Source organism: Neorhizobium sp. BT27B (assembly GCF_050455485.1).
Taxonomy (GTDB): domain Bacteria; phylum Pseudomonadota; class Alphaproteobacteria; order Rhizobiales; family Rhizobiaceae; genus Neorhizobium.
Map to the genome: position 1 here is coordinate 485,564 of NZ_JBCIYT010000001.1, position 21,894 is coordinate 507,457.

Annotated in this window: 22 protein-coding genes; 12 read left to right on the top strand and 10 right to left on the bottom strand. The window is 59.9% G+C overall.

Features of this window, described 5'->3' with window-relative positions; all coding sequences use genetic code 11:
* Positions 1-11: 11 nt before the first annotated feature.
* The 3 genes from AAIH70_RS02555 to AAIH70_RS02565 all read right to left on the bottom strand — a co-directional run bounded on the left by AAIH70_RS02555 (position 12) and on the right by AAIH70_RS02565 (position 4,147).
* Positions 12-2,204 (bottom strand): RNA degradosome polyphosphate kinase, encoded by a 2,193-nt coding sequence (locus tag AAIH70_RS02555; protein ID WP_132273114.1) that lies wholly within the window; start codon positions 2,202-2,204, stop codon positions 12-14.
* Positions 2,205-2,267: 63 nt separating this feature from the next.
* Positions 2,268-2,987, bottom strand: a complete 720-nt coding sequence (gene hdaA / locus AAIH70_RS02560) for a DnaA regulatory inactivator HdaA (protein WP_132273113.1) — start codon at positions 2,985-2,987, stop codon at positions 2,268-2,270.
* On the bottom strand, positions 2,984-4,147 hold the full coding sequence (locus AAIH70_RS02565; RefSeq protein WP_132273112.1) for an AI-2E family transporter: 1,164 nt from the start codon (positions 4,145-4,147) through the stop codon (positions 2,984-2,986). The genes hdaA and AAIH70_RS02565 overlap by 4 nt, the downstream gene beginning before the upstream one ends.
* Positions 4,148-4,426: 279 nt before the next feature.
* On the opposite strand from AAIH70_RS02565, the gene purM reads away from it, so the two are divergent.
* From purM to AAIH70_RS02580, 3 genes are read left to right on the top strand one after another with little or no spacing between them, the layout of a single operon-like run.
* Entirely contained in the window at positions 4,427-5,500 is a 1,074-nt protein-coding gene (gene purM, locus AAIH70_RS02570) for a phosphoribosylformylglycinamidine cyclo-ligase (protein ID WP_132273111.1), read from the top strand.
* Positions 5,497-6,177 carry a phosphoribosylglycinamide formyltransferase gene (purN, locus tag AAIH70_RS02575; protein ID WP_132273110.1) on the top strand — a complete coding sequence of 227 codons (681 nt, stop codon included), beginning with the start codon at positions 5,497-5,499 and terminating at the stop codon, positions 6,175-6,177. The genes purM and purN overlap by 4 nt, the downstream gene beginning before the upstream one ends.
* Positions 6,178-6,236: 59 nt before the next feature.
* Positions 6,237-6,482, top strand: coding sequence for a type II toxin-antitoxin system Phd/YefM family antitoxin (locus AAIH70_RS02580; protein WP_132273109.1), 246 nt, complete (start codon positions 6,237-6,239; stop codon positions 6,480-6,482).
* Positions 6,483-6,932: 450 nt separating this feature from the next.
* On the opposite strand, the gene AAIH70_RS02585 is transcribed toward AAIH70_RS02580, so the two are convergent.
* Both AAIH70_RS02585 and AAIH70_RS02590 read right to left on the bottom strand, forming a co-directional pair.
* Positions 6,933-7,553 (bottom strand): NUDIX domain-containing protein, encoded by a 621-nt coding sequence (locus AAIH70_RS02585; protein WP_430032995.1) that lies wholly within the window; start codon positions 7,551-7,553, stop codon positions 6,933-6,935.
* Between the two features lie 40 nt (positions 7,554-7,593).
* Positions 7,594-9,726, bottom strand: coding sequence for a molybdopterin-containing oxidoreductase family protein (locus AAIH70_RS02590; protein ID WP_430032998.1), 2,133 nt, complete (start codon positions 9,724-9,726; stop codon positions 7,594-7,596).
* Between the two features lie 77 nt (positions 9,727-9,803).
* Here AAIH70_RS02590 and AAIH70_RS02595 point away from each other — a divergent pair, with 77 nt between their 5' ends.
* Positions 9,804-10,688, top strand: a complete 885-nt coding sequence (locus AAIH70_RS02595) for a 23S rRNA (adenine(2030)-N(6))-methyltransferase RlmJ (RefSeq protein WP_430033001.1) — start codon at positions 9,804-9,806, stop codon at positions 10,686-10,688.
* A 34-nt stretch (positions 10,689-10,722) separates the two neighbouring features.
* Here the strand turns inward: AAIH70_RS02595 and AAIH70_RS02600 are convergent, their stop codons facing one another.
* Positions 10,723-11,688, bottom strand: a complete 966-nt coding sequence (locus AAIH70_RS02600; RefSeq protein WP_132273105.1) for a lysylphosphatidylglycerol synthase domain-containing protein — start codon at positions 11,686-11,688, stop codon at positions 10,723-10,725.
* A gap of 135 nt (positions 11,689-11,823) precedes the next feature.
* Here AAIH70_RS02600 and AAIH70_RS02605 point away from each other — a divergent pair, with 135 nt between their 5' ends.
* From AAIH70_RS02605 to AAIH70_RS02615, 3 genes are all read left to right on the top strand, one after another.
* A complete protein-coding gene (locus tag AAIH70_RS02605) occupies positions 11,824-12,516 on the top strand; it encodes a ribonuclease T2 family protein (protein WP_132273104.1) in 693 nt (230 codons plus the stop codon).
* Positions 12,517-12,546: 30 nt separating this feature from the next.
* Positions 12,547-13,143 (top strand): glutathione S-transferase, encoded by a 597-nt coding sequence (locus AAIH70_RS02610; RefSeq protein WP_132273103.1) that lies wholly within the window; start codon positions 12,547-12,549, stop codon positions 13,141-13,143.
* Between the two features lie 127 nt (positions 13,144-13,270).
* Positions 13,271-14,260 (top strand): Bug family tripartite tricarboxylate transporter substrate binding protein, encoded by a 990-nt coding sequence (locus AAIH70_RS02615; RefSeq protein ID WP_132273102.1) that lies wholly within the window; start codon positions 13,271-13,273, stop codon positions 14,258-14,260.
* A gap of 186 nt (positions 14,261-14,446) precedes the next feature.
* Here the strand turns inward: AAIH70_RS02615 and AAIH70_RS02620 are convergent, their stop codons facing one another.
* Entirely contained in the window at positions 14,447-15,094 is a 648-nt protein-coding gene (locus tag AAIH70_RS02620) for an outer membrane protein (RefSeq protein WP_132273101.1), read from the bottom strand.
* 372 nt (positions 15,095-15,466) lie between these two features.
* Here AAIH70_RS02620 and AAIH70_RS02625 point away from each other — a divergent pair, with 372 nt between their 5' ends.
* From AAIH70_RS02625 to AAIH70_RS02645, 5 genes are all read left to right on the top strand, one after another.
* On the top strand, positions 15,467-16,228 hold the full coding sequence (locus tag AAIH70_RS02625; RefSeq protein WP_245519105.1) for an SDR family oxidoreductase: 762 nt from the start codon (positions 15,467-15,469) through the stop codon (positions 16,226-16,228).
* The gene (uvrC, locus tag AAIH70_RS02630) at positions 16,225-18,303 is read left to right on the top strand and encodes an excinuclease ABC subunit UvrC (protein ID WP_132273099.1); all 2,079 of its coding nucleotides are present in this window, start codon (positions 16,225-16,227) and stop codon (positions 18,301-18,303) included. Before AAIH70_RS02625 ends, uvrC begins: the two co-directional genes overlap by 4 nt.
* An 89-nt stretch (positions 18,304-18,392) precedes the next feature.
* Positions 18,393-18,977 carry a CDP-diacylglycerol--glycerol-3-phosphate 3-phosphatidyltransferase gene (gene pgsA / locus AAIH70_RS02635; RefSeq protein WP_132273098.1) on the top strand — a complete coding sequence of 195 codons (585 nt, stop codon included), beginning with the start codon at positions 18,393-18,395 and terminating at the stop codon, positions 18,975-18,977.
* Positions 18,977-19,231, top strand: a complete 255-nt coding sequence (gene moaD, locus AAIH70_RS02640) for a molybdopterin converting factor subunit 1 (protein ID WP_132273097.1) — start codon at positions 18,977-18,979, stop codon at positions 19,229-19,231. Before pgsA ends, moaD begins: the two co-directional genes overlap by 1 nt.
* Before the next feature lie 138 nt (positions 19,232-19,369).
* The gene (locus AAIH70_RS02645; RefSeq protein ID WP_132273096.1) at positions 19,370-19,834 is read left to right on the top strand and encodes a molybdenum cofactor biosynthesis protein MoaE; all 465 of its coding nucleotides are present in this window, start codon (positions 19,370-19,372) and stop codon (positions 19,832-19,834) included.
* A 6-nt stretch (positions 19,835-19,840) separates the two neighbouring features.
* On the opposite strand, the gene AAIH70_RS02650 is transcribed toward AAIH70_RS02645, so the two are convergent.
* The 3 genes from AAIH70_RS02650 to AAIH70_RS02660 all read right to left on the bottom strand — a co-directional run bounded on the left by AAIH70_RS02650 (position 19,841) and on the right by AAIH70_RS02660 (position 21,888).
* On the bottom strand, positions 19,841-20,458 hold the full coding sequence (locus AAIH70_RS02650) for a YceI family protein (protein ID WP_165931977.1): 618 nt from the start codon (positions 20,456-20,458) through the stop codon (positions 19,841-19,843).
* A gap of 216 nt (positions 20,459-20,674) precedes the next feature.
* Positions 20,675-21,097 (bottom strand): nucleoside-diphosphate kinase, encoded by a 423-nt coding sequence (gene ndk, locus AAIH70_RS02655; RefSeq protein ID WP_112728489.1) that lies wholly within the window; start codon positions 21,095-21,097, stop codon positions 20,675-20,677.
* Positions 21,098-21,198: 101 nt separating this feature from the next.
* Positions 21,199-21,888 (bottom strand): glutathione S-transferase family protein, encoded by a 690-nt coding sequence (locus AAIH70_RS02660; RefSeq protein WP_132273094.1) that lies wholly within the window; start codon positions 21,886-21,888, stop codon positions 21,199-21,201.
* Positions 21,889-21,894 lie beyond the last annotated feature (6 nt).

The window sequence follows — 21,894 nt, forward strand, 5'->3', positions numbered from 1 at the left end:
TAATTTGGGCCTTATTTCTTTCGTCCGGACATGACGCCCGCGATCAGTTTCGGCGCACTCGACTTCAGGGCTTCCCCACGTCCAGAAAGAGACGGGTTGGTCATGAAATACTGCTGGGCGTTGAAAGGTTCCTCTCCATGACGAACCTCCATCCGCCGCGATGTGCCGTCGGGCAATATCTCGTAGCTCTGCTGGTTGTCAATGAGATTGCCCAGCATGATCTGTGAAAGAACCTGTTCATGCACGGTGGGATTGAGCAGCGGCACCAGCGTTTCGACACGACGGTCGAGGTTGCGCGGCATCATGTCGGCCGAGCCGATGTAGACGAGTGCCTTTTCCGAAGGCAGGCCAAAGCCATTTCCGAAGCAGAAGATGCGGCTGTGCTCGAGGAAGCGGCCGACGATCGATTTCACCCGGATATTGTCGGACAGGCCCTTCACCTGCGGGCGCAGGCAGCAGATGCCGCGGATGACCAGATCGACATCGACACCGGCATGGCCGGCGCGGTAAAGCGCATCGATGATCTCCGGATCGACCAGCGAGTTCATCTTCATCCAGATGGCGGCCGGGCGGCCTTCCTTGGCGTGAACGATCTCTTCCTCGATGTGACGCAGGATGCGCGGACGCAGCGTATAGGGCGAAACGGCCAGCTTCATGCTCTCGGTCGGTTCACCGTAGCCGGTGATGAAGTTGAAGATGTTGGCCATGTCGTGGCCGATCTTCGGATTGCAGGTGAAGAAGGACAGGTCGGTGTAGATCTTCGCCGTGACCGGGTGGTAGTTGCCGGTGCCGAGGTGGCAATAGGTGCGCAGCTTGCCGTCTTCACGGCGCACGACCATCGACATCTTGGCATGCGTCTTCAATTCGATGAAGCCGAACACGACCTGCACACCGGCGCGCTCAAGGTCACGCGCCCAGCGGATGTTCGCCTCTTCGTCGAAACGCGCCTTCAGCTCCACCAGAGCGGTGACCGACTTGCCGGCTTCGGCGGCATCGATCAGGGCTCGGACGATGGGGCTGTCGTTGGAGGTTCTGTAGAGGGTTTGCTTGATGGCGAGGACGTCGGGGTCGCGGGCCGCCTGCAGAAGGAACTGCACCACCACATCGAAACTTTCGTACGGATGATGGACCACCATGTCCTTTTCGCGGATGGCGGCGAGGCAGTCTCCGGCGTGTTCGCGGACGCGTTCGGGAAATCGCGCATTGTAGGGCAGAAATCGCAGGTCATCGCGCGGCGCCTTGGCGATCTCGGAAATGGTGTTGAGGGCGAGCAGGCCCGGCAGAACGGCGACGCGGTTTTCCGGTACGCCGAGCTCCTGCACCACGAACTGGCGCAGAGAGGCCGGCATTTCCGAATCCGTCTCGATGCGGATGACCTTGCCGCGACGGCGGCGTTTCAGCGCCGTTTCGAAAAAGCGCACCAGATCTTCGGCTTCTTCCTCGACTTCCAGATCGCTGTCACGGATGAGGCGGAACGTGCCGGCGCCCTTGACCTCGTAGCCGGGGAAAAGACGGTCGGTAAACATGCTCACCACGTCTTCAAGCGTGATGTAGCGCACCGTCGTGCCGGCATCGGGCAGACGGATGAAACGATCGAGCGTGGTGGGCAGACGCAGCAGACCCGTCATCGGCTCCTTGCCGTGCTTGCTGTCCAGCTGCAGGCCCATGGTGAAGCCGAGGTTCGGAATGAACGGGAACGGATGTGCCGGATCGATGGCGAGAGGCGTGAGGACCGGGAACAGATCCTCCTCGAAATCGGTGGCAAGCCACGTCCGGTCCTCTTCCGACAGGGCTGCCGGACGCACAATCAGGATATCTTCCCTGGCAAGATATTGCTGCAGGACGGCAAGCGAGGCCTGCTGTTCCATCTGCAGATTGTCGATTTCCTTGAGGATTTCTTCCAGCTGTTCGGCAGGCGTCTTGCCGTCGGGGCTGCGCACCAGAATGTTCTGGCGCACCTGACCTTCGAGGCCGGCGACACGAACCATGAAAAATTCATCGAGGTTGGCAGCCGAAATCGACAGGAAGCGGATGCGCTCCAGCAGCGGATGATCGGTGTTCAACGTCTCTTCGAGGACGCGGCGGTTGAACTGCAGCCAGGAAAATTCACGGTTGATGAAGCGTTCGGGGCTGGCCATCAGTTCCTCGAAGCTCGGGCTCGCCTCTACTTCACTGGCTTCATGCGTATCGGCGATCTGGTCCATGCCCCGTCCCTCATATGTTATGCCTTGCGGCCGTATAACGTTTTGACGACGGAACTGTGACAGTCAACCGTCCCCGTCGTCGCTGGCACCGTCTTCGCCGAAGGTTTCCAGCACCTCCGCAGCAAGGCTGCGACTGATGCGGGTACCGCGGGCAAGCGCCAGCCGATCGATCTGATCCACCACCTGCTGTGCTGCGGCCAGCGACCGTTCCATCCTCGCCACGATATACGCGACAATCTTGTCATCGATATTAAGCTGGCGATCCGCAAACAATTTGACGATCACCTGCGCCAGCAGTTCCTCATCCGGCTCGCCGATCTCGACGATCGTTGCAGCTTTCAGGCGTGAGCGCAGATCCGGCAGGGTGACATTCCAGGCCGACGGCCATGTCCGCGAGGTCATCAGCAGGCTGGAGCCGTTTTCCCGCACGCTGTTGATGACGTGAAAGAGCTCGGTGTCGTCAAAACCGCGACGATCGACATCCTCGAACAGGACCGGGCCACCGGCCGCCACCAGATTGGCATTCTCCCCGGGGACCGGATGAATGTCGCTGGCGCCGCTTTTCTGCCGCCAGATGCTGGCGAGATGCGTCTTGCCGGAACCGGCAGGGCCGGCAAGCACGATCACCGGCGATGGCCATGCGGGCCAGCTATCGACAATGGCAACGGCTGCGCTGACCGGGCCGGAGACCAGCAGGTCATCGCGGCCCGTTGCCGGATCGTGGGAAAAGGATAGCGCCAGCTGCTCGCTGCGCTTTGGCGTCTGCCGGTCGTTTTCGGTCATTCTGGTTTCTGGACGGTAATCTGGGCGGTGCCAGCATGATCCACCGCGTGGGATTTGTCTTCCTCCCACGGCAGCGTTTCGGAACGCCCGTAATAAATATCGCTGTCAAGGTATCGCGACAGCACGAAGCGGACAAGCACCCCGACCATGGCGGCGGCCGGAACGGCGACCAGAAGCCCAACGAAGCCGAACATGGCGCCAAAGGCGAACAGCGCAAACATCAGCCAGACTGGATGCAGGCCGACGCTGGAGCCGACCAGCTTTGGCTGGAGAATATTGCCCTCGATGAACTGGCCGAGGAAGAACACGCCCGCCGTGGCGATGATCCAGGTATATTCCGGCCAGAACTGTACGAGCGCCACACCGACCGACAGGACAAGGCCGATCAGCGAGCCGATATAGGGGATGAACGAGATCATGCCGGCGACGAAACCGATCAGCAGGCCGAAGTTGAGGCCGACCGCCGACAGGCCAGCGGCGTAAAAGATGCCTAGGATGAGGCAGAGCGAGCCCTGGCCGCGGATGAAGCCCGCAACCGAGCGATCCATCTCACGCGCCAGCTGGCGCACCACCTGCACCTGATCGCGCGGGATCCAGCTGTCGACCTTGTTGACCATACGGTCCCAGTCGAGCAGCAGGTAGAAGGCAACGACCGGGGTGACGATCAGAAGCGAGACGACATCGATGATCGCCTTGCCGGAATTCCACACCTGCGCGAACAGGGTGCCGATGAAACCAGCGCCCTGGCTCAGGACTTCGGAAAAGTTCTGCTTGACCGTTTCGATCTGGCTGGTGACCCAGCCGGGAAGGAACGAGGTTTCGGGACTGGAGAGGATCTGCTGCAGCTGGGTGATATAACCCGGCATGGCGGCGGCGAACTGGCTGAACTGATTGACGATGACGGGGATGACCAGCATCAGCGACAGCGCAAAGATCAGCACGAAACTGACAAGGATCAGTACCGAGGCCATCATGCGGCTCAAGCCACGACGTTCCAGCCAGTCGGCGACCGGATCGAGGAAATAGGCGAGCGCCATGCCGGCCACGAAGGGAAGCAGGATCGAGCGGAAGAACCACAGGAACACCACGAACATGACGAACACGCCGAGCCAGAAATAGATATGGCGCCGGAGGGTGGTGCCGCTGATATGATAGGCCATAAGGTGTCCTCTCGGCTTTGTTCGATGCCTTGGGATATGAAGGTGCCGCTCCCCAAGGTCAAGCTTGTGCACCCGTATGAGGCCACAGCTGTGGATCACGCCCATGAAATGCCTGTGAACGGACTGTAAAACCCTGCGGAAAAGCGTGCGGTGCTTGCATCCTGCGGCCCATCGTGCAATTGCGGGCCTAATTGTTTATGCATGCCCCTGACCGGGTTTCGCTTTGCTATCCGTGAGCGTTTCCGGCAGACATGCGATGGTTTCAGTGGAGAACATGCGATGAGCGAGGCGGGCAAGAACGGTCTCACCTATAGCGATGCGGGCGTCGATATCGATGCGGGCAATCTGATGGTGGAAAAGATCAAGCCGGCAGTGCGCTCGACGCGCCGTCCCGGCGCTGACGGCGAGATCGGCGGCTTCGGCGGCCTGTTCGACCTCAAGGCCGCAGGTTTCAACGACCCGATCCTGGTGGCCGCCAATGACGGCGTCGGCACCAAGCTGAAGATCGCCATCGACGCCAACCGCCACGACACCGTCGGCATCGACCTCGTCGCCATGTGCGTCAACGACCTCGTGGTGCAGGGCGCCGAGCCGCTGCTCTTCCTCGATTATTACGCCACCGGCAAACTCGACCCGGAACAGGGTGCGGCGATCGTTCTCGGTATTGCCGAAGGCTGCCGTCAGGCAGGCTGCGCGCTGATCGGCGGCGAGACCGCCGAAATGCCGGGCATGTATTCCGAAGGCGATTACGACCTCGCGGGCTTTGCCGTCGGTGCCGCCGAACGTGGCAAGCTGCTGCCGGCCGGCGATCTGGCCGAAGGCGACGTCATTCTCGGCCTCACCTCTTCCGGCGTTCATTCCAACGGCTTTTCGCTGGTGCGCAAGATCGTTTCTCTCTCCGGCCTCGGCTGGGATGCCCCTGCCCCGTTCGCGGACGGCAAGACGCTCGGCGAAGCGCTGCTGACACCGACCCGCATCTATGTGAAACCGCTTCTGGCCGCGATCCGCAGCACCGGCGCCCTGAAGGCGCTTGCCCACATCACCGGCGGAGGTTTCCCGGACAATATTCCGCGCGTCCTGCCCGACCATCTGGCCGCCGAAATCGAACTTTCCAACATTCCGGTTCCGCCGGTCTTCTCGTGGCTGGCCAAGACGGGTGGCGTTGCGCCGAACGAAATGCTGCGCACCTTCAACTGCGGCGTCGGCATGATCGTCGTCGTTGCGGCTGAAAACGCAAAGACCGTGACCGAGGCGCTGGCCGCTGAAGGCGAAACCGTCGTGCAGCTCGGTCGCATCATCGCCCGAGAAGAAGGCGGTGCCGGCACCGTCTACAAGGGCACGCTTAGCCTATGACATCGGCTGTAACGGTTTCGGGTCGCAAACGCGTCGTCGTGTTCATCTCCGGCGGTGGCTCCAACATGGTGTCGCTGGCCGATGCCTGCGCGAGTGAAGGTTTTCCGGCCGAGATCGTTGCCGTCATCTCAGACAAGCCGGATGCCGGCGGCCTCGCCAAGGCCGCCGCTCGCGGCATCATGACCCGCGTGTTCGAACGCAAGGCCTATGGCAGCAAAATCGAACATGAAACGGCAATCCTTGAAGCGCTCGAGGTGATCAAGCCGGATATCATCTGCCTTGCCGGTTACATGCGGCTGATCTCGGGTGATTTCATTTCCCGTTACGAAGGCCGGATCATCAACATCCACCCTTCGCTTCTGCCGCTGTTCGCCGGTCTGCACACCCACCAGCGCGCCATCGATGCCGGCATGAAGATCGCCGGCTGCACGGTGCATTTCGTCACCGAAGGCATGGACGAAGGCCCGATCGTGGCGCAGGCGGCGGTGCCGGTTCTGTCCGGTGACACATCTGATACATTGGCCGCACGCGTGCTGACCGTGGAGCACAAGCTCTATCCGCTGACGCTTAAGGCGCTGGCCGAAGAGCGCGTGAAGATGGAAGGCGGCAAGGCCGTTTCTGTCGCGAGCACGGACGTTTCCCGCGCGGACCAGCGGATCGTTTCCGCCGGTCTCTGAGCCGCGATTGACGGTTTTTCGTGCCGGTTCTATCCTATGGCATCAGGTGGAGCAGAGCGATGACGATCACGGTCAATGTCGGCGATGCCGATCTCAATGAATTGCTGGCAAAGGTGGAAGCCGGCGAGGACGTGGTCCTCGTCCGCGATGGCGTGCCGGTGGCGCAGGTAACGAGCCTAGCGCAACCGGCTTTCGATCCGGAGGCGCGACGAAAAGCTATTGAGGAAATCAAGGCTTTTCGGGCAAACATGCCGCGCGTGACGCAAGAAGAGATCGCGGAATGGAAGGCAATCGGCCGCAAATGATGGCCGGTTTCGTCATAGATGCCTCAGTCGTTTGCACTTGGGTATTGCCGGACGAAGCTTCTCCAACGACAGATGCACTTCTTGAGCGAATAGAACTGACGGGCGCCACTGCGCCCGATTTGCTGTGGCATGAAGTGCGCAACGTGCTGATGATGGCACGGCGGCGAAACCGCATAACATTCAATGCCGTTACGGCTGGGATGATAAAAGTTCGCAACCGTCCGGTGTACACGCGTGTTATAGAAGGCGACGAACCAATTCACCCTCGCCGAACACCACGGTCTCACAGCCTATGACTCCGCCTATCTCGCGCTGGCCATAGACCTACACTTGCCGCTTGCCACGCTCGACAAACAACTGCGGGCGGCAGCGGCACGGGAAGGTGTGATTCTGCTGGCCTGATGGTATAGCCTTACCCCGAGTTGCTCACGCTACTCAGACGCCCTTGCCTCAGCCAAGATTGCCGGACGAGAGCGCAGCACGGTTGATCATCGCCCATTGCAGCGCGACGATGGTCTTGGCATCGGTAATCTCGCCGGTGCTGATCATACGATAGGCCTCGTCAAGGCCAAGCGTGACGACCTCGATATCCTCGCCTTCACCGGCAAGCCCACCGCCCTGCCCGAGCTTGTGAGTGGCATCGATGCTGGCGGCAAACAGCGACAGCTTTTCCGTCAGTGCACCGGGCGTCGGGTACATCTCGCAAATATGATGCACTTCATCGATCTTGAAGCCGGTTTCCTCCATTGCCTCGCGAACAACCGCCTCGGCAGGATTTTCACCCTCATCGATCAGTCCGGCCGGCAATTCCAGCATGAAGGCAGCATCGCCATTGACGAAGGCGCCGGCACGAAACTGGCGCACCAGAACGACCGTGTCGTCCTTCGCATCATGAAGCAGAATGGCGGCGGCACTACCATGATCATGGACTTCGCGATGAACGGTCACGAGGCTGCCATCCCGCATGTGCTGTTCAAACGTCAGTTTTTCCAGACTTACAAAGCCCTTGTAGAGCGTTTCGCGGCCAATCAGGCGCACGCGTTCGGTTTCGGAAGTGTCGATGTCGATCATGTCCGTTCCTGTGATTCCATTTGGGCATGATGATGCAGGATCAGCCCTTGCGGAGCCAGACCCGATTGTCGTGAAATGCGGCACCGCCATAGGGCGCAACGGCATCGGCGCCGGTCAGTACATTGATGCCCTCGCCATCGAGATGCGCCGAATTCGGCCACAGCCCCTCAGCCACCAGCACACCCGCCCGCGCACCCGCAACGATGCGGGCATGCAGCCGGATATCGCCACGGCAGTTTCCGATGTGCACGATATCGCCGTCAGCGATGCCGAGGCGTTCGGCGTCGGATGGCTCGATCATCACGTCGGGCCGCCCCTCCTTCTGCACAGAGCCCTTTGTCTCTGTGAAAGAGGAGTTGAGAAAGCTTCGCGCAGGCGACGTGGCGAGGCGGAAAGGGTGCTCCTCGTCCGGTGCCTCGATCAGCTCGACATGATCCGGGAAGATCGGAAGATTGGCGACGGGCCCGAGCGGCCCGACATTTTCCGGCGGCTTGTCCGGTGAAGGACCGTTTGCCCAGTCGGGGCTGAAGCGGAATTTGCCGTCATCGTAGCCGAAGCCGTTGAGATAATGCGCGGTTTCGAAATCCGGCTGGGCGTCGATCCATTTGTCGCGCGCCAGATCGTCGTAACCCGGCCAGCCGCTGTCGGAGAGAATGCGGTCGATATGGCTGCGCTCATCCTCACCGAAACCGGGACAGTGGTCGATGCCAAGGCGTTTGGCCAGTTCCTCGATGACGAAGAGGTTGGTGCGCACGCTCGGAGGCGGCTCGACGAGTTTGGGGCCGAGCAGAATGTGCATGTGGCCGCCGCCACGATAGAGATCGTCATGTTCGACGAACATGGTGGCCGGCAGGACGATGTCGGCGACCTTCGCCGTATCGGTCATGAAATGCTCGTGCACCGCCACGAACAGATCATCGCGCATAAAACCGTCGCGGACGAGGCGTTGTTCGGGCGCAACATTCATCGGGTTGGTGTTCTGGATCAGCAGCGCATCGACCGGGCCGCGATGCCGCAGCGCCTCGGCATCGCCGGTCAGGACGCGGCCGATCTGCGACTGGTCGAGCATGCGGATATCGGGATCGACGAAAGCCGTGCCCATCAGGTGCGATTTGTCGAGATGATAGATGGCGCCATTGTTGTGAAAGGCGCCGCCGCCCTCGTATTGCCAGGAGCCGAGCACCGTGGCGATGGAAAGTGCCGCATGCATGGCGGCGGTGCCGTTGCGCTGGCGGGCAAAACCGTAACCGAGCCGGAAGAAGGTCTTTTTGGTCGTGCCGATCAGCCGGGCAAAAGCCTCGATCTCTTCGACCGACAGACCTGCGATGGCGGATGCCCATTCCGGCGTGCGGGTTTTCAAATGCGCTTCGAGACCGGCAGGATCGTCGGCAAACTTTTCCATATAGGCGCGGTCGGCATGACCATCGCGAAAGGCGATGTGCATGACGGCGCAGGCGAGCGCCGCATCAGTGCCGGGGCGCACGGTCAGCGCCATGTCGGCCTGTTTCATGGTCGGGTTGTCGTAAATGTCGACGACGACGATTTTTGCGCCGCGTTCCTTGCGGGCTTTTATCGCATGGGTCATGACGTTGACCTGCGTGGAGACGACGTTCGAGCCCCAGATCACCACGCAATCGGCCTTGCCGATCTCGCGCGGATCTGGGCCGCGCAGGTCGCCGGTGCCCATCACATAACCGGTCCAGGCCATGTTGGTGCAGATCGTGCCGAAAAAGCCCGAATACTTTTTGGCATGGCGCAGACGTTCAATCGAGTCGCGCTGCACCTGCCCCATCGTGCCGGCATAAAAATACGGCCAGACTGCTTCCGAGCCGTGGCGCGCCTCGGCCTTGACGAAAGCGTCGGCAATCTCGTCGAGCGCCGCCTCCCACGAGATCTCTTGCCAGTTGCCATCGCCCTTGGCCCCTGCCCGTCGCTGCGGCACCATCAGGCGGCCGGGATGGTAAAGCCGCTCGGCATAACGCGCGACCTTGGCGCAGATGACGCCGGCCGTATAACTGTTGTCGGCCGAGCCGCGTACCCGTCCGATCTTTCCGTCAGCAGTGATATCGATATCGAGCGCGCAGGCGGAGGGACAGTCGTGCGGACAGACCGTGTGCGCCACGGAATTGTGGCCGGGCAGGTGTCGAGTGGAGATGGGCGTCGCAATGTTCATCGGATTTCTATATGGCATGGGCAGGCACGCAAAAAGCAAGATTTGCGGCTCATCAGTTTTATTCATCCGGAGCAGCCATGAACTACCGCCACATCTACCATGCCGGCAATTTTGCCGATGTTCTCAAGCATGCGGTGCTGGCGCAGCTGGTCATCTATATGCAGAAGAAGGACAAGGCCTTTCGCGTGCTCGATACGCATGCGGGTATCGGCCTGTACGACCTGTCTTCGGAAGAAGCGCAAAAGACCGGCGAATGGCGCGACGGTATCGGCAAGGTGATGGCGGCGGAATTTTCGCCGCAGGTCGCTGCGGTGCTGAAGCCTTATCTGGATGCCGTGCGCGAGCTGAACCCCGATTTCGACAAAAACGGGACGCTCAAACTCTATCCCGGCTCGCCAAAACTTTCACGCATGCTGTTTCGTCCGCAGGACAGGCTGGCGGCGATGGAACTGCATCCCGACGACTTCAACCGCCTTTCGCGCCTGTTCGAAGGTGATTTCCAGACCCGCGTCACCGAACTCGACGGCTGGCTGGCGCTCGGCGCGCATCTGCCGCCGAAGGAAAAACGCGGTGTCGTGCTGGTCGATCCGCCCTTCGAGATCGAAGGCGAATACGAGCGCCTCGCCAAGGGACTGGCCACCGCGTACCGGCGTTTTCCGGGCGGCACCTATTGCCTGTGGTATCCGTTGAAAAAGGGCGCGCCGATCAAGGCGTTTCACGAACAGTTGCAGGCACTCAACATTCCAAAAATGCTGTGCGCCGAACTGACGGTGATCAGCGACCGTGAAGCGACCGGGCTGAATGGTTCAGGCGTCATCGTCGTCAACCCGCCCTTCACGCTGAAGGACGAGCTGCATCTGGTGCTTCCAGCGCTGAAGGAGGCCATGGCGAAGGATCGTTATGCCTCGCAACGCGCCTTCTGGCTGCGCGGCGAAGAGGTTATCGAACGCGACGAAGACTGACGAAAAGGCGCCCCTGGAGGCGCCTTTTCTCTGTTCAGCTCTCGTGCTGTTCGCCACGCCGCAAGTCCGGCGGGTTGTTGGCCTTGAACTGTGATCGTTCGAAGATCAGGATCACCACCAGTGCCATGATGAACGGGATGATCAGGTAGAACAGCCGGAAGACCAGCAGGGCAGCAATGACATCCGCCTGGTTCATGTCCGGCAGGCCCATAAGGAACACCAGTTCCAGCACGCCCAGGCCACCCGGCGCATGCGAAAGCAGTGCTGCCGAGAACGAGATCAGAAAAATTCCAAGCACGATCATGAAGCCGGGATTGCCGGCTTCCGGCAGCGCGAAATAGATGATGCCGGCAGCACCGATCAGCTCGATGGGAGCGATCAGCAATTGCGGAAGAACCACCTTCGGGGCCGGATAGAAGATGTTGATCGAGCCGAGCTTCAGCGGCTTCAGCTTCATGAAGCTTGCCACGACATAAAGACCGATCAGCGCCAGGATGAGAACACCCGTCGCAGCCGACGCCTCGACCGGCACCAGATCACCAAAACGTTCGATCAGCTCCGGTTCATAGACCAGAACCAGACCGGCCAGAAGCAGCGTGCCGAGGATGAATGTGAAGGAGCAGACGGCAATCAGCACGCCGATCTCCGAAGGGGTCATGCCACGCGTCGAATAGGCCCGGTAACGCACGACGGCACCCGAAACCACCGAGGCGCCGACATTGTGCGACAGGGCGTAGGTGGTGAAGGAGCAGATGGTGATGAACCACCAGTCGATTTTCCTGCCGAGATGCATCAGCGCGATGCGGTCATAGCCTGCCAGCGCCGCATAGGCGACCAGCGTGCACAATGCCGCCAGAAACCAGTCCATCATGGGGATGGCGATAAAACTGTCCCACAGATCGTCGAGAGACAGGCCGCGCAATTCCTTGTAGAGAAGCCATGCCGAAAGCGCTATCGTCAGCGCACCCACGGTCGGCCATAGGTATTTCTTGAATGTCATTAAGCCGTTTCGCTCTTCACTCCTCACCACGGCCACAACGTGCAGCCGCCCGCGAAGCAGCAGCTTAGCCGCCAAGTTCCTAACCATTCAACCTTTCCCACGCATTGATGTTCCAGAGACCGGGATTTTTCGACCATGACGAGGAAATTTTTCGCTGCCATCCGGATCGCAGCCACAGCAATGCTGGCATTTTCATCTGTTTTGACGCTGGCGACAGACGTTTCGTCACAGGAGCGCAATCGCCCGCGCGGGCAAGCAGGCGTGTTTGATTTCTATGTCCTGTCGCTTTCGTGGTCGCCAACCTTCTGCGACACGCAAAGAGGCGGACGTAACGCGCAACAATGCGGTGGGGACAAGGATTTCGGCTTCATCGTGCACGGGCTGTGGCCGCAATACGACCGCGGATATCCGGAATTCTGCACCACCGGCGAAGCTGGCCGCGTGCCGAACCAGCTGGGCGAACCGCTGTTCGATATCATGCCGTCGATGGGGCTGATCGGCCACCAGTGGCGCAAGCATGGCGCCTGCAGCGGGCTTTCGCAGCGTGATTATCTGACCGCGATCCGCACCGCGTATGATCGCGTAAAAATGCCCGCCGGGCTCGCCGATCCGGCAAAGGCCCAGACGACCTCTGCCAAGGCAATCGAAGAAGCGTTCATTGCGGCCAATCCCGGCATGCAGCCGCAGGGCGTCGCCGTCACCTGCGAGCGGGACAAGCTGGAAGAGGTTCGTATCTGCATGACCAAGGATTTCGGTTTCCGCACCTGCCCGGAAGTCGATCGGCGCAGTTGCTCTCTATCCCGCGTCAGCGTGCCGCCGGCACAATAATTTTCTGATCTCCAACATGGTATTCTCGCAATGAAAATCCTTTATTCGCCCGCCTCTCCCTATTCGGCGAAATGCCGCATGGCCGCCCGTTATCTCAGCCTCGACGTTGAAGAAGTGAAGACGGAAACCGGGCCGGAACCGTCTGAACTGATCGACAACAATCCGCTTGGAAAAATTCCGACGCTGCTCACGGCCGATGGCCGCGCCGTGTATGACAGCGTCGCCATCATGTCCTATCTCGACCGCCTGTCCGGCAATCGGCTTTATCCGAAAAAGCACGAGAAGCGCACCGATGCGGAAGTGCTGGAAGCGCTGTGCGACGGCATCACCGATTGCCTGCTCGCCATCGTCTATGAGCGCCGTTTTCGCCCGGAAGACAAGATCCACCAGCCGTGGATCGACAAGCAGTGGAGCAAGGTCACGCGTGGCCTCGATCATCTGGAAAAGAACCTGCCGAAGACCGGCAAAAAACTGAACGGCGGCCATTTTTCGCTGGCGGCGCTGCTCGGTTATCTCGACCTGCGCTTTGCCAGCCAGTGGGAAGAGGATCGCCCGTTTCTCGCGGCATGGCGCGAAACCTTCGCCAAGCGTTTTGGCGATTACAACGAGATGAAGTCGAACGGCTGAGCCGGCCTGCTCTTCACTGAAGACCTCTATACGACCTTAGGATGAGGGCGGGCTGCAAAAGCTTGCTCTCATCCCCTCCTCCGCTACTATCGCGTGAGCGGCGGGAGGCCGCGATGGAGGAAATTTCATGACACACTCTGCGTTCACGCGGCGGACAGCGCTTGCGCTTGCCGGTACAACACTGGCTCTGATGTCGCTCGGTTCGACCGCACAGGCTAAAGACTTTCCAAACAACACCATAACGCTGGTGGTCCCCTTTGCCGCGGGTGGCTCCACCGATGTGGTCGGCCGCGTGGTTGCGCAGAAGATGGGCGAGATCCTCGGCCAGCAGGTGGTGGTCGAAAACGTGGCGGGCGCCGGCGGCAATCTCGGTGCCGACCGCGTGGCGCGCGCCGAACCGGATGGTTACACGATCCTGATGGGCACCGTCGCAACACATGCCCTCAACCCGCTGATCCTGAAAACAAAACCATACGATCCGGAAAAGGATTTTGCGCCTGTTTCGCTACTGGTCGTGGTGCCGAACGTGCTGGTGGTCAATCCGGAACTACCGGTCAATTCGGTGCAGGAACTGATCGATCTCCTGAAGAAGGAGCCGGACAAATATTCCTACGCTTCATCCGGCAACGGCACGCCGCTGCATCTGTCAGGCGAACTGTTCAAGTCGATGACCGGCACCACCATGCAGCACGTTCCCTACAAGGGTGCCGGGCCGGCCTTGAACGACCTGATCGGCAACCAGATCTCGATCATGTTCGATAACCTGCCCTCCTCCTCCGGCCACATCAAGGGCAAGACACTGAAGGCGCTGGGTGTCACCACCAAGGAACGTGCGCCGTCCTTCCCCGACGTAGCCACGGTCGCCGAAACCGTGCCGGGTTACGAGACCTATACGTGGAATGCGCTCTTCGCACCGGCAGGCACGCCGCCGGAAGCCGTCGCCAAACTCAACGAGGCGGCCAATGCGGCGTTGAAGGACCCGAAAGTGGCGGAGCGCATGAAGGAATTCAGCGCCACCATCGTCGGTTCGACGCCGGAAGAGCTCGGCAAGCATGTGACAGCGGAACTGGCCAAATGGGGACCGGTGGTCAAGAACGCCAATATCCAGATGGATTGAGCCACGGCAAAACGCTCCTTCGTCATCCTCGGCCTTGTGCCGAGGATCCGACCACGGTGCCACAAATTCACCGCGGCAGATGCTCGGGACAGGCCCGAGCATGACGATCGCATTTGTTGAATTCGAACATGCAAAAGGCCGGGAGCTTTCGCTCCCGGCCTCTCAAAATCAATCCGAAGGATCGGATCAGAACTTCATGCCGATACCGACCTTGACGCTGTTGTCGTCAAAACCACGCGAGTAGGTGGTGCCGCCGACGTTGAAGTCTTTCTTCTGGTAATCGGTGTAGCGGTATTCGACGCGAGCGGTGATGTTGTCGGTCACCATCGTTTCGACACCGGCGCCAACCGTGTAGCCGACTGCGGTCTTGTCGTCAGAACCGGCAGCGTTGGATACCTTGTTGTTGGCAGCAGCAACACCGGCCGTACCGTAAACGAGAACCGGGCTGAGGTCGTAACCGACGCGGCCGCGAACGGAACCGTTCCAGCCTTCCTTCATGTCGACGCCGTTACCGGCGTAACCCTTCTGGTCAGCCATGCCGACGTCAGCTTCGACGCCGTAGACGACCTGGCCGCTCTGCCAGTTGTAACCGGTGTAGAGCGAACCGCCGAAACCGTCGGCCTTGCTGTCGGCGTCGCCGCCGCTTGCCTTGCCGGCGAAATCGTAGTTGCCGGTGGCGCCGAGGTAGTAACCCGACCAGTTAGCAGCCGGAGCCGGCTGGTCCATGGCAACCGGTGCTTCCGGGATCTGCTCGACAGCGTCAGCAGCCTGGGCAGCCGAAACTGCGATGAGGCTTACGCCGGAAACGATGATGGAAGCGATAATGGTACGCATACTTAATCTCCTTGTACTCGGGTCAGTGAACGTTGCGGAGCCCGTGTGGTTCCAAAACATTTTTCGTTCGTCGCCCGTTGGAGATGAAATTGAAGGTCAATTGCGGAGATGAAAGAGCCGAAATGTGAATTGTTTGTGGCGGCGAGGCGGCTGAAGTTTGATGTTGCTTCATCGCAACACGCACTTTGTTAACCTTACCTAAAGGTTTAAATAAGTATATTATTTTTAATCTTCAACATTACATTGCCATCTCGCAATAGAACATTGGTGCAGCGACTGCAAGCATCATTTCGATACGTCTTCCGCTTGACCCCCTCAATGTTTATATGGAGCATAAAGGCCGGATCAGCAGCAAAAAGCGTAGATTTACCCGTGAAATTTCCCAGAACCGTACTTGTGACCGGAGCAGCCCGAAGGATTGGAGCTGCGATATGCAGCGATCTGGCGGCAAACGGATTTGCCGTTGCCATTCATGCCAATGAGGCAATTGACGAGGCTGAATCGCTGGCTGCCCGATTGCGGCAGGACGGCGCAAAGGCGATTTCAATCCAGGCCGATCTTCTCGACCCTGCAGAATCAGAAAATCTCGTGCCCCGAGTCGCGGCCGAACTCGGGCCGCTTGGCCTTCTGGTCAACAATGCCTCGATCTTTCGCGAGGACAGCGCGGAAACATTCGACGCCGAAGCCTTCGAGCAGCATTTTGCCATCCATGTGAAGGCACCTTCGATCCTCTCGGCCGCCTTCCTTGCTCAATTGCCCGACAACACATCCGGCCTGATCGTCAACATCATCGACCAGCGCGTATGGGCACTGACGCCGCGTTTCTATTCCTACACGCTGTCGAAATCGGCTCTGTGGACGGCGACGCAGACGCTCGCGCAGGCCTATGGTCCACGCGTTCGGGTCAATGCGATCGGCCCCGGCCCCAGCTTCAAAAGCCCGAGACAGACAGACGAGGACTTTCAGACCCAACTCTCCGCCCTTATATTAAAGCAGGGTCCGGCACCGGAGGAATTCGGGCGGACGATTCGCTTTCTGTTCAATACGCCTTCGATCACCGGCCAGATGGTCGCGCTCGACGGCGGCCAGCATCTGGCGTGGCAAACGCCGGATGTGGCGGAGATCAATGAATGACTTCTGCAAAACTGCCCGACGGCGGTGTGCTCTATGACGAGACCGACGAAGACGAGGACGATTCCGTGCTGGACTCCCCAGCCCCGGACGGTGATGTCGCACGCCTGACGACGGCGATCGACTGGAACGAAGCCGTCAAGCACGATACCGGCCTCAAGGGCGCCGACCTGATTGCCGAATTCGTCAAACACCTGCCGAATGCGCCGGGCGTCTACCGCATGTTCAACGAGGCCGGCGACGTGATGTATGTCGGCAAGGCGCGCAGCCTGAAGAAGCGTGTCGGCAATTATGCGCAGGGGCGGCTGCATTCCAACCGCCTGACCCGCATGGTGCGCGAAACCACCCATATGGAATTCGTCACGACGCGGACGGAAACCGAGGCGCTGCTGCTCGAAGCCAACCTGATCAAGCGCCTGCGCCCACGCTTCAACGTGCTTTTGCGCGACGACAAGTCGTTTCCCTATATTCTCATCAGCGGCGACCACCGCGCCCCTGCCCTATTGAAACATCGCGGTGCGCGGGCGCGAAAAGGCCAGTATTTCGGTCCGTTCGCATCGGCGAGCGCGGTCGGCCGCACGATCAATTCGCTGCAGCGGGCGTTTCTGCTGCGCACCTGCACCGACAGCGTTTTCGAGACACGCACGCGGCCCTGTCTGCTCTACCAAATCAAACGCTGTTCCGGCCCCTGCACGCATGAGGTCAGCGATGCGGGGTATGCCGAACTGGTGAAAGAGGCATCGGACTTCCTCTCCGGCCAGAGCCAGAACGTCAAAACCGTCATCGCCCAACAGATGGCTGAGGCTTCGGACGATCTCGACTTCGAGCGCGCTGCGATCTATCGCGACCGTCTGGCGGCGCTTTCCCACGTCCAGAGCCATCAGGGCATCAACCCGGCCGGCGTCGAGGAAGCGGATATTTTTGCCATCTACCATGAGGCAGGACTGACCTGCATTCAGGTGTTTTTCTTCCGCACCGGCCAGAACTGGGGCAACCGCGCCTATTTCCCGAAGGCCGACCCGCAGATGCCGGGCTCGGAAGTGCTCAACGCCTTCCTCGCGCAGTTCTACGACGACAAGCCGGTTCCGAAGCAGATCCTGCTTTCCGAAACGGTCGAGGAACAGGAATTGCTGGCGCTCGCGTTTTCGGAAAAGGTCGGGCACAAGGTGTCTATCAACGTGCCGCAACGTGGCGAAAAACGCGATCTCGTCGATCACGTCGCTGCCAACGCGCGCGAGGCGCATGGGCGAAAACTGGCGGAAACCTCGTCGCAGACACGTCTGCTGGCCGGTCTCGCCGAAACCTTCAAGCTGCCTTACGTGCCGAGCCGCATCGAGATCTACGACAACTCCCACATCATGGGCACCAATGCCGTCGGTGGCATGGTCGTTGCGGGACCGGAAGGTTTTGTCAAAGGCCAGTACCGAAAGTTCAACATCAAATCGACCGACATTACCCCCGGCGACGACTTTGGCATGATGAAGGAAGTGATGACGCGGCGGTTTTCGCGCCTCATCAAGGAAGAAGGCATTCCCAACCGCAGCATTTCGGCGCCGACAAATGCGGAAACACCGGCCGAAACGACCAGTGACGACATCAACGATGCCGCCTTCCCGGCATGGCCCGACGTGATCCTGATCGACGGTGGCCAGGGCCAGATGACGGCGGTGCGTGCCATTCTCGATGAACTCGGCATCCGCGACGTCGTCACCGCCATCGGCGTCGCCAAGGGCGTCGACCGCGATGCCGGCCGCGAACGGTTCTTTGCCGATGGCAAAAGCGATTTCTCGCTGCCGCCGCGTGATCCGGTTCTCTATTTCGTCCAGCGCATGCGCGACGAGGCGCACCGTTTTGCCATCGGTTCGCACCGGGCACGGCGCAAGAAGGAAATGATCAAGAACCCGCTGGACGAGATTTCCGGCATCGGCCCGGGCCGCAAGCGCAAGCTTCTGCAGCACTTTGGCACGGCCAAGGCGGTTTCACGCGCGGGATTGAATGATCTGATGGCGGTCGAGGGGATTTCGGAGGCGGTGGCCAAGCAGGTCTATAACCATTTCCATGAGAACCGGTCGAACTGACGCAATCGCCTGTAAAAAAGCCGCGAAAGCCTGTTGACGCTGGCGGTTGAAAACCTCAACTAGGGGCAAACCCCAGAGACAGGTCGAAAATGGCATCGCGCGCATACAGCATTCCCAATCTTCTGACCTATGCGCGCATTATCGCCGTGCCGCTGATCGTTCTTTGCTTCTTCGTCGAGGGCAAGCTTGAAAGTTCGGATTTCGCCCGTTGGGCCGGCTTCTGGATCTTTGTCGTTGCCTCGATCACCGATTATCTCGACGGTTATCTCGCCCGTATCTGGAACCAGACGTCCAATATCGGCCGTATGCTTGACCCGATTGCCGACAAGCTGCTGGTGGCGGCCGTGCTTCTGCTGCTTGCCGCCGACCAGACGATTGCCGGCTGGTCACTCTGGGCGGCGATCACCATCCTGTGCCGCGAAATCCTCGTTTCCGGCCTGCGGGAATATCTGGCAGCGTTGAAAGTGGCTGTACCGGTGACCCAGATCGCCAAATGGAAAACGACGATCCAGATGGTATCGATCGCCTTCCTTCTGGCCGGCCCCGCCGGCGAAGCCTATCTGCCATATACGACCGAGATCGGCATCACGCTTCTTTGGATCGCTGCGATTTTGACCTTCTACACCGGCTACGACTATTTCCGCGCCGGCCTGAAACATATCGTGGAAGAATGATGGTCAAGATCGTCTATTTCGCCTGGGTGCGCGAACGCATCGACAAGCCGGAAGAAGAGATCGAGCTTCCGGCAAGCGTGGTGACGGCCGGCGATCTGCTGGCCTACCTGAAGACACTGGGCGATGGTTACGAAGCGGCGCTGGAATACCCAGACGTCATCCGTGTTGCCGTCAATCAGGAACATGTCGAGCATGACGAACCGATTGCCGGCGCGCATGAAATCGGCATCTTTCCACCGATGACGGGTGGGTGAGAAGCGACGGCTTCAGCCGGCAAAACGCTCCAGTGGAGCGTTTTGAGCTTCGAACGCCCTGAGCCAAAGCGAAGGGCCGGGATACGGTGCGGCATATTCTGCCCCAAGCACGCCGACCCAACTCCACGGAGACGACCGATGACACGCCCTACCCCCACAATCCGCGTCCAGTCCGACGACTTCGACCTGCAATCCGAAATCGACGTGCTGACCGATGGCCGCACCGATATCGGCGCCATCGTCTCCTTCGTCGGCCTGTGCCGTGGAGAGCAGAACACGCTGTCGGCGCTTGAGCTGGAACATTATCCGGGCATGGCGGAAGCCGAGATGCAGCGTATCGCCGGACTTGCGATCGAGCGCTTCGACCTCATGGGCCTGACCGCCGTACACCGTTACGGCAAGATCGCGCCGGGGGAAAACATCGTGCTCGTCATCGCCGCCTCGCCGCATCGGCAGGCCGCCTTCGACGGCGCGAATTTCGTCATGGATTTCCTGAAAACATCGGCGCCGTTCTGGAAAAAGGAACATGGCGTCGACGGCCAGCCCCGCGACTGGGTGGCGGCAAAAGATGCCGATGACAGTGCGCGGGACAAGTGGAGCTGAGCAGGCTTATTTCTGGCCGCTATCGGCCGGCTGAAACTCGGTTTCGATGATGACGGTCACGTCTTCACCGATCGACTTGATGCTCGGGGCCAGCCCCCATTCGCTGCGCTTCAGCGTGGCGACGGCGGAAAATCCGATCTTGGGCTTTTTCGTACCCGGCTGCTCGGCCATCGAGCCGTTGAAGGTCACGTCGAGCGTCGTTTTACGGGTCTGCCCGCGAAATGTGAGATCGCCGATCACTTCGCCACGGTTATCGCCGGTGATGGTGACGGATGTCGATACGAAGCTGATTGGCTGAGCATTCAGGAACCGCTCGGTCTTGCCGATTTCCTCGTCGAAATTTTCCTTTTCCGGGAACGGATATTCGGTGCGCACCGATAGCGGATCGATGGTTGCCGTGACCTTGGAGGCACTGGGGTTTTCGGCGTTCCATTCCAGATCCGCCGTCATGCGCGTGAAACGGGCGGTATAGTTGGAAAGGCGAAGACGCTTTACCTTCCAGAAGACGCTCGAATGGGCGGGGTCGGACACGTAATGGCCAGACGGTGCAGGTGCCGGGTTTTCAGCCGCAAATGCGGGCGAGGACAGAAGAGCGGCGAGTGCGAGAAGGCGGAAATATTTCAAGACGGCAGATCCTGTAATGGGCGCGTTTGGATGGCCTCTGTTTCATGCTGCGATGCAGCAAGACCATAACCGCATGTGCCGCACGGCAGACAAGAAAACAAGCGGCCGGATGCCGGCAACCGTACGCAACGGCGTTTCCATCCCAGTCCCGAAACACAAAAAAAGCCGGCGCTTGCGCACCGGCTTTTCCATCAGTTCAAAACGTCAATCCGGCAATCAGCCGACGATTTCGGTTTCAGCGAACCAGTAGGCGATTTCCTGGGCAGCGGTTTCCGGAGCGTCCGAACCGTGAACCGAGTTTTCACCGATCGACAGGGCGAACTGCTTGCGGATCGTGCCTTCGTCAGCGTTGGCCGGGTTGGTCGCGCCCATGATTTCGCGGTTCTTCAGGATGGCGCCTTCGCCTTCCAGAACCTGAACGATGGTCGGGCCAGACGTCATGCCTTCAACCAGTTCGCCAAAGAACGGGCGTTCCTTGTGAACAGCGTAAAAGCCTTCGGCTTCGCGGGTCGACATCCATACGCGCTTGGAGGCGATGATGCGCAGGCCGTTGTCTTCGAATACCTTGGTGATGGCGCCGGTCAGGTTGCGCTTCGTTGCGTCCGGCTTGATCATCGAGAAGGTGCGTTCAATCGCCATGTCTCTATCCTTTGTTTTGCGGAAAAGTGGGCGGTGTTTACCCGCCCCAAGCGCCGGAAACAAGGGGGTTCGCGTCATTGTTCATCTGGCGGGCGCCAAATTCATGCGGCTGTCACACGCCGGCCCAGCTCTTGATGAAGGTCAAGGCAGCGCTCGAACCAGTCTCGAACAGGATCGTCGCTGTTGAAAACATCGGCTCCGGTGGTAATGCGCAGCCATTGCAGTGCGCCGAACAGGATGTAATCGGCAAACAGCGGGCCTCCGCCGCCGAGGAAAGGCTGATAGCTCAGCATCTGCCGCAACGGCTCGAGCTTTGGCGCGAAGGCGGCGATGGCGGCTTCACGGCCGGTGCGCATCTCTTCCAGCGTGCGACCGAGAAATGTTTCGCGCGTGCGCCGGAAATAGCGCTGGTCTTCGTCCTCCAGCATGTCGTGAATATCGGACACGGCAATCGCGGTGACCGCCGGATGGATGGTCGATTGCGAAAAACGTTCGACGAAGCGCGACAGTGCCTTACCGCCCTCGCCGCCGAACAGGCTGGGGCGATCGGGATACGCCTCTTCCAGATAAAGGGCGATATCGAAACTGTCTGCCACCAGCACCTCACCATCACGCAGGATCGGCACCGTTTTGGAAAAGCCGTTTTCCAATGCCGGAATGGCGGTGAAAGGTGTCGGTCTTTCTACGAAATCCAGTCCTTTGTGGGACAGCGCCATCAGCACTTTCCACGAATGTGGCGAAAACGGCCGGCCCTCGTCCTTGCCGCGCAACGTGTAGAGAATGCGGGTCATGCTGGT